Genomic DNA, 7,330 nt, shown 5'->3' on the forward strand with positions numbered 1-7,330 from the left:
TCAACACTCCTTAATATTTAATGCTATAGCTAAGTGAGATGCAAGTAACTTATTACTACTGCCTGCTAGGATTTTCATGTGAGTGATTTATGTTGTTTGACGCTATTAGCAAACGGACTTTGTTGCGTGGATATTGATGTCATTCCCGCGAAAGCGGGAATCCAGTTAAAAATAGTATTTTTATTGTTTCCTAGATACCGTGGTCAAGCCACGGTATAACACAGAAAAGGGCTGGATTCCTGCTTTCGCAGAAATGACATCGGGTCATTAAGAACGACTTTCTAATTTTTGTATTAGTGCCTCAAAGCCTTGATTTTTTAAAGTATCGGTAAACTCGTCTTGTTGAGCCCCAATAAGACTTACACCTTCCGTAATTATATCAGAAACTTTAAAAACATCTTTTCCGTTCCCTTTCATTTCACGTACAAGATATTCTACTTTAATAGGGTCTTGCTCTTTATTACTAACGATATTCATAGCAACCATAAAATCGGTCGAGCTTAAAGGACGAACTCCTACTATTTTAGGCTGTTCACCTTTATAATCTTTTATTAAATCAGTATAAGATTTAGTAACATATTTAGAGTAAACTTTGATGAATTCCTGAACCTGTCCACCTGATAAAGTTTTTATCCCATTTCTGCCTAATGTATACTTAGCCATCCAATCAAAATCTAGGTTCTGAGACATTAACTCACGTGCTTTAGCAATTTTTACTCGCTCAGATAGCTTACTATCATTTAATATACTAGAAGCTTCATCTACTAAATTAGTAACGTAATCATTCAAACCAGCAGGCACTTTCTCGCTAGAATAAGCGAAAAACGTCATAACTAATAAAAATAAACCTGTAATAATTTTTTGCATATAATCCTCGTTAATTTAATTAATTCTTGGGTTTAGGACATTTAAAATTTTCAGGATATTGAACCGATGCTTCACGAGCACGATGTAATGCTGATCTAATAGCCACATAAGGATCGGTAGAATTCTTCATCACATAATCACTAAACGGTAATACAACATATCGATCGTTTATTTTACTAACTGCTAGTACTCCTAAATCAAAATCATTATGAGTGTAGTACATTAATGGATTAAGAGCATAATTAGTAATTACCGAATCCGTCATATCTCTTGCGTTAGTATTACCGATTATCGGCAATACTAAATAAGGACCTGGGGCAACTCCATAATGTGCCAGGGTACTGCCGAAAGTTTGACGTTCAGACGGCAAACCTACTTTACCTGCTACGTCAAATAAACCTCCTATGCCAAGCGTCGTGTTAATGAGAAACCGCCAAACGCTTTTCATAGTTTTATCGTAATTTAACTGAAGCCCGTAATTTACCGCCGTAAGCGGTGTATCAACATTACTGACAAAACTATTAACACGTGCTTTTACGTAATCATTCGTGATATTCTTATAACCTATTGCTAAAGGACGCAATATTATATAATCTAGTACAGAATTAAATGCAAACACTTTACGGTTAAATTTTTCGTATGGATCGTAAACTTCTAAGCAACCGTTTTCATTTCTTCCACCATTATAGTTATATATGTCATTATCAACATATTCAAGATCAGCTCTTGCGAATAATGAGCATAGTATAATAGATAGTATAATTAAAATTCTCATTGATTTATGTTATTTCTTACAAACAATAATACTATATTTATTGTTTTCCGCTAGTATTATTTCTTCCGAAGTTAATATAGTAAAATTATTTTTTTGTAAAAAATTATTTATTTCATTCAAGTTAAAAATAAATTCTTTGCGTTTTACTGAAAATTGTGTCTTTGCGGCGTTCGGTAAACAAAGAGCAAAATGCCCTTGTTCACTAAGAGATGAGTATATTAAATTAAAATATTCTATTAAATTGTTAGTAAACGATAATCCGCAAAAACTAAAAATAATATCAAATTTATTAGAGTTTTGTTTTAAAAATTCATTGATAGCAATATTATATATTTGATCGTAAATTTTAGTGTTTGGGTAATATGTTTCTTGTAAATCATTCATTAAAGTAGAAATTTCTACACCGGTTAAAGTAAAACTTTCCAGAAAACGTTTTTGTATTTCATAACCTACCAGCCCTATATTACTTCCAAGTTCCAAAATAGAATAATTATCCGGTAAATCAGATATCTGCTTGAGTGTATCATTAACAAACCTATACGGGAGATGGATATTTTTATCGTTATTAAAAATAGTAGGATAATATTGTGCAGTTAAATCACGATATTTTCCCCAAATTTCCTCCGGTATTTCAGTAATATCCTTATAATTTTTCAAAAAATTTATAAATATAGCTTTATATTTTTCATTAGATTTTTCTAAATATTCTATAGCTTGTCTGTAATTATTTTTTAAAAAATAAACCCACCCGAGTTGATAATATACTTTAGAATCATTAGGATTAAAAAATTTATCGACTAGTTTAAACCTAAGAAATGCATCATTTAAATTACCTCTATATAAATGATCAAGTCCAAGCTGATAATTAGTTTCGGCTAAATGAGAGAATTTATATTTACAATCACTTATATAATTTTTAAATTCTAAAATTTTATTCTTAATAAAATTCGGTATATTTATTATAGTTAAGCAATAATGTTTGATTTTGTCTTTTATTTTACCGAACATAGTTTAATTACTAAATTAATATTACTTACTATAATAAAGCATATCTTGATAAATTTTTAAATAAAATAATAATTTTACTTGTAAATTAATGGAATTGAAGCTAGGATGTACATGTTATAAGTACATCCATAGGTAGCTCATGAACTCAATTAGCGGCACTTCATTTAGAAAAAACTTAAGCTCTGTACTAAATACCGTAGAAAACGATCATGTCCCTTATCTTATTAAAAGAAAGAATCATAAGAATATTATTCTTTTAACCGAAGAAGAATATGAATCTACAAAAGAAACATTATATTTATTATCTAATCCGGCTAATGCTAATCGAATAAAAAAATCTATCGAACAAGCAAAAAGAGGAGAATTTGCTAAAGTTAATTTAGATGATTGAGATTGAGTGGACACTAGAAGCAGCGGAGGACTTAGCGTATTGGAAAAAATACGATATTAAAAAATATGAACGTATTAAACTTCTAATAAAAAATATCCAAGAAGCACCGTTTACAGGTATAGGTAAGCCCGAACCTTTAAAACATATATTATCAGGTTTATGGTCACGTAGAATTAACCACGAACATAGACTAATATATTCTGTCAATCCTAAACAAATTATAATATATAATTGTAGATTTCATTATAAAAATTAATATTTATTTCTTGAAATTACTGATTTTACTATAGCTTTCATTTAATACGGACTCAAAATTATGTCAATTATTTCTACGAGACTAAATTCTATAAAGCCGTCGCCGACCCTTGCAGTCGTAAAAAAAACTCTTGAACTTAAAAAAGCGGGAGTTGATATCATTGCACTTGGTGCCGGTGAGCCTGATTTTGATACGCCTGACAATATTAAAGAAGCAGCAATCAAAGCCATTAAAGACGGCGTTACTAAATATACTAACGTTGAGGGGATGCCTCTTTTAAAGCAAGCAATAAAAGACAAATTCAAACGTGAAAATAATATAGATTACGAACTTGATGAAATAATAGTAAGCACCGGCGGTAAGCAAGTTATATATAATTTGTTTATGGCATCTTTGGATAAAGGGGATGAGGTAATTATTCCGGCACCTTATTGGGTTTCATATCCTGATATGGTTGCACTTAGCACAGGAACGCCTGTTTTTGTAAATTGCGGAATTGAAAATAACTTTAAATTAAGTGCGGAAGCTTTAGAACGTTTAATTAACGATAAAACTAAATGGCTTATTATTAACTCACCTAGTAACCCGACAGGTGCAAGCTATAATTTTGAAGAGCTAGAAAATATTGCTAAAGTTTTAAGAAAATATCCTCATGTGAACGTAATGTCCGATGATATTTACGAGCATATTACTTTTGATGATTTTAAATTTTATACATTAGCCCAAATAGCACCTGATTTAAAAGAGAGAATATTTACCGTAAACGGTGTATCTAAAGCTTATTCTATGACGGGTTGGCGTATAGGATACGGTACAGGATCTAAAACTTTGATTAAAGCAATGACTATTATTCAGTCGCAAAGTACTTCAAACCCTTGTTCAATAAGTCAAATGGCTGCTATTGAAGCATTAAACGGTCCTCAAGATTATATAAAGCCTAATGCTTTAAATTTTCAAAAAAAGCGTGATCTTGCTTTATCAATTTTGAAAAGAGTAAAATATTTTGAGTGCTATAAGCCGGAAGGAGCGTTTTACTTATTTGTTAAATGCGATAAAATATTTGGGCATAAAACTAAATCAGGAAAAATTATTGCAAATAGTAATGATTTTGCCGAATATTTACTTGAAGAAGCAAAAGTTGCCGTAGTACCCGGTATCACTTTCGGCTTAGAAGGGTATTTTAGAATCTCTTACACCACTTCTATGGAAGAGCTAGAAGAAGCTTGTATTAGAATTGAGAGAGCTTGTGATGCTTTATAATACTAAGCTGTCATACCGCGGCTTGTACCTGAGGTATCTAATAAAGCAGAAATAACATTAACAATGTAAATATTTATATGGATACCGTAACCTTTACGGCGTTGTTGCATGGCTCAAGAAATCTGCTCGATGTCATTCCCGCAAAAGCGGGAATCCAGTATAAAGCAAGATAAATCGAGCTTTTAATTTCAAAAATTTGTTGTATTTATACCTTTTTTTTCTGGATTCCCGCTTTCGCGGGAATGACATAAGAGCCATGCAACAATCCCAACCTTTACACGGTATGACAAATAAGGTAATAAATGCAGAAAGTTTTTAAAAAATTTTTAAAAAATAATAAATACGTACTTAGTATAATTACTATTTTATTATATTGGTATTTGCGTTTTGTTTATTTTACTTCAAGGCAGAAATTTATATTTTACGATAACGGCAATAAGGAAAAATTCCTAAACGAACAAGGAGTAATCTTTGCATTTTGGCATAATATGCTTGCCTTAAGTCCGGCTATGTTTATAGGACATAGAAATATCTATGCTTTAATATCACCGCATTTAGACGGGAAAATTTTAAACGATTTAGTAGGAAAATTCGGTTGCAAAGTGATAGTAGGTTCTACTAATAAAAATCCAATTGGAGCTTTACGTAATATTATAAGTAAGTTATCTCAAGGTGCAAATATAATAGTCACGCCGGACGGTCCTAAAGGACCGGTATATAAAGTAAATAGCGGCATTACCGAAATTGCCTATAGATATAACAAAAAACTTATTCCTATAGTCAGCTCCACTTCTAGATGTTTCAGATTAAAAAGTTGGGATAAATTAATAATACCCCTACCGTTTTGTACCATTAAAATCATAGTTGGCTCACCTTTAGAACTCACAAATGATAAAATACAAAACCATATAAGCCTTGAAAAACAACTAGCAAGCTTAACAGAGAGTTTAAAGAAATGATGTTATTATATTATGCTTTAAGCTTTATATTATTACCTATTTATTTTATCATAATTCTTATACGTTTATTAATAGGTAAGGAAGATATAAGACGCATCCAAGAACGTTTTGCTATAGGTAAGCATCGACAAGACTATTCATTAGACTTCTTACAAACGTCCGCTAATAAAGAGGAATTTAAAGGAGACACTTCACCTCGAACCGCAGCGTACACAAGTGATCGCGCAGATTCGAGTACCGGATTGACGTCTAAATTACCTTTAGAAGCAAGTTATGCAAGAAGTCTAATATGGATTCATGCAGCTAGCGTCGGCGAGTCAATTGCAGCTTTAACTTTAATAAGTAATATAAGTAAACGCTATCCTGACATTCGTTTTTTAGTAACTTCTTGGACTAACAGCTCCGCTAAAATATTAACTGCCAAATTACCTAAAATAGCAGTTCACCAATTTTTACCGATAGATAATATTATTTTTACTCGAAAATTTTTAAAAAATTGGCAACCTAATTTAGGTATTTTTATAGAATCGGAATTATGGCCGTGTACTATTAATGAAGGAGCGAAGCAGTGTAAGTTACTGCTAGTAAATGCTCGTATTTCCGATAAATCATTTAAAGCTTGGCTAAAAAGAAAAAGCTTCTTTCAGCTTATCCTCAAAAATTTCAGTAAAATTATTGTGCAAAGCGAGCGTGACTTACAAAAATTCAATGAACTTGGCATATTGGATGCAGTTAATTTAGGTAATATTAAATTTGCCAACGAAAAACTTCCAGTTAATCAAGAAGAGTTATCAAAACTAAGTTTACATTTAGACAATAGACGAATCGTGGTATTTGCCAGCACTCACCCCGAAGATGAAGAGGTGATTTTACCTATAATAAAAAACCTAAAAGAGCAGTTTTTAGATTGCTATATTATATTAATTCCAAGACATCCTGAGCGAATTAAATCAATTATCGATAATTGTAAGTCACATAATTTATCCGCTACCGCTAAATCGCAAAATGATTTACCTGTATTAAGCGACGATCTTTATATAGTTGATAGATTCGGTGAAATGGGATTGTTTTTTTCCGTAGCTACAATTTCTTTTATCGGCGGTTCTTTTAAACAAGGCGGACATAATATTTTAGAAGCGGCATATTTCTCTAATTGTATTATATTCGGTCCCGATATGAGTAAAAACACCGATATCGCTAAAGGCGTACTGCAAAATGAAGCAGCTATCCAAATCAAAAACGGTGAAGATTTACTAACCAAACTAACATATCTACTTAGCCCTAATAATTCTCTAGAACTTAAAGCTTATCGTGAAAAAGCTTTAAAATTTGTTGAGAATAACCAAAAAGTCTTAGATGAATATTTACAGGTAATTACGAAGTTTCTTTGATAGCTGAACTCAGTTAATAAAAATAGAATTTCTAAAATAATATTTGACTTTTGATTGTAACATGGTTAAATAGTTATTTAATTATGAAGGAGGTATTATGGAAGACCCGGATGTCATACGTGCCCGTATAAATCAATGGGCAGCAGAGGATAACGAAAGAGCAAGAAAGGCTAAAAAATATGGAAAATCATCTGATAGCGGAGATGGGGAACTACTTGGAGCATTAATAGTATTCACAGGCTATGCAGTATATCAAGGAGCAAAAGTTCTAGGGAAAGCTGCTATAGAGGGGGGAAAAGTTGCAGTAAAAGGAAGTAAAATTGCAGATCAAACTGCAGCAAATGCTTATAAATTACACAAAGGAGATATCGAGATTGTAAGTCAGGATAAGGATGGTAATATTATGAAAGTGTTGAGAGATAA

General features: G+C 31.7%; 9 protein-coding genes. 6 read left to right on the forward strand and 3 right to left on the reverse strand.

What is annotated here, in order from left to right:
- Positions 1-267: 267 nt before the first annotated feature.
- From SB78_RS00510 to SB78_RS00520, 3 genes are read right to left on the reverse strand one after another with little or no spacing between them, the layout of a single operon-like run.
- A complete protein-coding gene (locus SB78_RS00510) occupies positions 268-867 on the reverse strand; it encodes an MlaC/ttg2D family ABC transporter substrate-binding protein (protein ID WP_041077622.1) in 600 nt (199 codons plus the stop codon).
- A gap of 19 nt (positions 868-886) precedes the next feature.
- The gene (locus SB78_RS00515; protein WP_041077624.1) at positions 887-1,642 is read right to left on the reverse strand and encodes an MlaA family lipoprotein; all 756 of its coding nucleotides are present in this window, start codon (positions 1,640-1,642) and stop codon (positions 887-889) included.
- A gap of 9 nt (positions 1,643-1,651) precedes the next feature.
- Positions 1,652-2,650: a methyltransferase domain-containing protein gene (locus tag SB78_RS00520; protein WP_041077626.1), complete on the reverse strand. Its 999-nt coding sequence runs from the start codon at positions 2,648-2,650 to the stop codon at positions 1,652-1,654.
- 139 nt (positions 2,651-2,789) lie between these two features.
- Between SB78_RS00520 and SB78_RS00525 the strand changes: the two genes are divergently transcribed.
- The 6 genes from SB78_RS00525 to SB78_RS00550 all read left to right on the forward strand — a co-directional run.
- Positions 2,790-3,041, forward strand: a complete 252-nt coding sequence (locus tag SB78_RS00525) for a type II toxin-antitoxin system Phd/YefM family antitoxin (RefSeq protein WP_014391803.1) — start codon at positions 2,790-2,792, stop codon at positions 3,039-3,041.
- Positions 3,034-3,297: a Txe/YoeB family addiction module toxin gene (locus tag SB78_RS00530; RefSeq protein ID WP_041077629.1), complete on the forward strand. Its 264-nt coding sequence runs from the start codon at positions 3,034-3,036 to the stop codon at positions 3,295-3,297. Before SB78_RS00525 ends, SB78_RS00530 begins: the two co-directional genes overlap by 8 nt.
- 60 nt (positions 3,298-3,357) lie before the next feature.
- The gene (locus SB78_RS00535; protein WP_041077631.1) at positions 3,358-4,557 is read left to right on the forward strand and encodes a pyridoxal phosphate-dependent aminotransferase; all 1,200 of its coding nucleotides are present in this window, start codon (positions 3,358-3,360) and stop codon (positions 4,555-4,557) included.
- Between the two features lie 302 nt (positions 4,558-4,859).
- A complete protein-coding gene (locus SB78_RS00540; RefSeq protein WP_041077633.1) occupies positions 4,860-5,516 on the forward strand; it encodes a lysophospholipid acyltransferase family protein in 657 nt (218 codons plus the stop codon).
- A complete protein-coding gene (gene waaA, locus SB78_RS00545) occupies positions 5,513-6,907 on the forward strand; it encodes a lipid IV(A) 3-deoxy-D-manno-octulosonic acid transferase (RefSeq protein ID WP_041077635.1) in 1,395 nt (464 codons plus the stop codon). The genes SB78_RS00540 and waaA overlap by 4 nt, the downstream gene beginning before the upstream one ends.
- 97 nt (positions 6,908-7,004) lie before the next feature.
- Positions 7,005-7,330: hypothetical protein (locus SB78_RS00550; protein WP_041077637.1), on the forward strand; the 326-nt coding region annotated here is incomplete at its 3' end.

The sequence above is a fragment of the Rickettsia asembonensis genome, assembly GCF_000828125.2.
GTDB classification, from domain to species: Bacteria; Pseudomonadota; Alphaproteobacteria; order Rickettsiales; family Rickettsiaceae; genus Rickettsia; species Rickettsia asembonensis.

Bases quoted from the DNA above. Each gene is read 5' to 3' on its own strand.
- SB78_RS00535 (WP_041077631.1), top strand. From the start codon at position 3,358: ATGTCAATTATTTCTACGAGACTAAATTCTATAAAGCCGTCGCCGACC.
- SB78_RS00515 (WP_041077624.1), bottom strand. From the start codon at position 1,642: ATGAGAATTTTAATTATACTATCTATTATACTATGCTCATTATTCGCA.
- SB78_RS00540 (WP_041077633.1), top strand. From the start codon at position 4,860: ATGCAGAAAGTTTTTAAAAAATTTTTAAAAAATAATAAATACGTACTT.
- SB78_RS00530 (WP_041077629.1), top strand. From the start codon at position 3,034: ATGATTGAGATTGAGTGGACACTAGAAGCAGCGGAGGACTTAGCGTAT.
- SB78_RS00510 (WP_041077622.1), bottom strand. From the start codon at position 867: ATGCAAAAAATTATTACAGGTTTATTTTTATTAGTTATGACGTTTTTC.
- waaA (WP_041077635.1), top strand. From the start codon at position 5,513: ATGATGTTATTATATTATGCTTTAAGCTTTATATTATTACCTATTTAT.
- SB78_RS00525 (WP_014391803.1), top strand. From the start codon at position 2,790: ATGAACTCAATTAGCGGCACTTCATTTAGAAAAAACTTAAGCTCTGTA.
- SB78_RS00520 (WP_041077626.1), bottom strand. From the start codon at position 2,650: ATGTTCGGTAAAATAAAAGACAAAATCAAACATTATTGCTTAACTATA.